Source organism: Paenibacillus sp. N3.4, assembly GCF_008017805.1.
GTDB lineage: Bacteria > Bacillota > Bacilli > Paenibacillales > NBRC-103111 > Paenibacillus_E.
On sequence record NZ_VRTT01000181.1, the window covers coordinates 1 to 2,143 of the forward strand.

Sequence of the window (2,143 nt, forward strand, 5' to 3'; positions counted from 1 at the left end):
TAAATAATGGCGAATTCTCATTCAGATTGAATGGAAATTCGCCATTATCAATTTAGATCTATTTCAGAAAATTAAAAGCGCACCTTTTTCAGTGGCCTCGATTGACGGGCAGGCTCTTTTTCCATGTAATAGTGGAAGGTTCTCTTGTTTGATTATCATCTAACGATCATTGTAAAATATCTATATGTAAAATTGTTATCATAAAGGGGTTTAGAGCAACGATGCGAGTACTCGTAATGACGGCTGTAACAGCTGAGAGGGATGCTGTCCTTCGGGGACTTGGCGAAGACAGCAGATTTGAATTGGCATTAGCCGGAGTAGGGCTTGCTGCAGCAGCGGTTCATGGAGCTTTGGCATTAGCCAAAGCTGAATATGATCTCGTAGTTATTGCCGGCATTGCTGGTGGATTTGCAGGACAAGCCGAAGTAGGGTCGCTTGTTGTGGCCAGTGAAATTATCGCTGCAGACTTAGGCGTGGAAATGCTTGACGGGTTTAAGAGTCTGGACGAGCTCGGTTTTGGCTCGACACGCATCGCGGTTGATATGGAGTTAGCGCATCGGTTAACGGAAGGGTTATTGGCCGTTGGACTGCAAGCAAGGTCGGGTCCCGTGCTCACAGTAGCGACCGCTACAGGGACGGCAGCGACAGCAGCGGAGCTGGCTGTGCGGGTGCCGGGAGCTGCTGCCGAAGCGATGGAAGGCTTCGGCATTGCCGCAGCGGCTCAACAGCGCGGCGTACCGATTCTGGAAATCCGCGCCATCTCTAACGCGGTCGGTCCTCGCGACCGCGATGCTTGGCGGATCGTTGATGCCTTGAAAGCTCTAGAAACAGCAAGTTCAGTCCTAGCGGAGGTGCTTAAATAATGAAAATCGCTTATTCACCATGCCCGAATGATACGTTTGTTTTCCATGCGTGGGCCCATGGATTAATTCCAGGCGCCCCGAAGTTGGATGTTTTATATGCGGATATTGACATCACTAACCGGTTGGCAGCCGAAGGCACGGGGCCGGAGGTGCTCAAAATTTCCTATGCCGCTTTGCCTTGGGTACTGGAGGATTATGCATTACTGCCTTGTGGCGGTGCTTTAGGCAGAGGCTGTGGACCCTTGGTCTTGACGCAAAACGGAGCTCAGACCCAGCTGGATCCAGCTTACCTGTCCGGTCGCCGAGTGGCAGTGCCGAGCGAGCGCTCGACGGCTTATCTGCTGTTTCGCCTTTGGGCAGCACAGAACGTTCCTGGAGGTGTTGGCGAAATCGTGGTTATGCCGTTTCACGAAATCATGCCGGCGGTACGTGATGGCCTTATCGATGCCGGCCTTGTCATCCATGAAGCGCGCTTCACTTACCCGTCATACGGGTTAGCGCTGTTAACAGATTTGGGTAGTTGGTGGGAGTCCGACACCGGACTGCCTATCCCGCTGGGCGCAATCATTGCCCGGCGCTCTCTTGATCTTAAGGCGCTCGCAGGTTGGGCTCGCGCCTCAGTAGAATACGCGTGGGCACATCCCGAAGCTTCGCGTGACTATGTCATGCAGCATGCACAGGAGATGGACCCTCAGGTCGCTCAGGCTCATATCGACCTCTACGTAAACGAATTTTCCGCTGAACTGGGAGAAGCCGGATACGGCGCTGTATTAACCTTGCTGCAGCGGGCAGCGGAAGAAGGACTTGTCCCGCAGTTGGACTACGCAGCTTTGCTTAAATCATAAGTCAGCCACCCAGCGATCATTCGACTGGGTGGTTTTTTATTAATATCGCTGACAGGGGATAGCGAGCTGTAACGATGTTTTTCAGTGTTATAAAGAGTGGTGGTGAAGAAAGGGCGGCTGAAAGCAGGAAAAACGTGCTTACAGAGGAGAGAAGTGGTTGGTTGAGAGGGAAAGCGAGCTGTAACGAGTTTTCAGTGTTAAAAAGAGTGATGTGAAGAAGGGTGGCTATAAGCAGGAAAAATGTGCTTACAGAGGAGAGAGGTCATTGGTTATATGATGAAGAGGAGGATAGCTAGTGGATGCAAGAAGAAACGTGGAAAAGATGGAGATGAAGTAGAGGAATAGCTAGAGCATACATTGTTCAGTAGAGGGTACAACGAAAAGGAAATTCCTGCAATCGTGCAGGCTTTTTTAATCGAGATGGCTTATTCATGA

At 50.9% G+C, this 2,143-nt stretch carries 2 protein-coding genes; both read left to right on the top strand.

The window, feature by feature from the left end; translation table 11 throughout:
* Positions 1-221 precede the first annotated feature (221 nt).
* The gene (locus tag FU659_RS34795) at positions 222-863 is read left to right on the top strand and encodes a futalosine hydrolase (protein ID WP_147951712.1); all 642 of its coding nucleotides are present in this window, start codon (positions 222-224) and stop codon (positions 861-863) included.
* Positions 863-1,708 carry a 1,4-dihydroxy-6-naphtoate synthase gene (locus tag FU659_RS34800; RefSeq protein WP_147951713.1) on the top strand — a complete coding sequence of 282 codons (846 nt, stop codon included), beginning with the start codon at positions 863-865 and terminating at the stop codon, positions 1,706-1,708. Before FU659_RS34795 ends, FU659_RS34800 begins: the two co-directional genes overlap by 1 nt.
* Positions 1,709-2,143 lie beyond the last annotated feature (435 nt).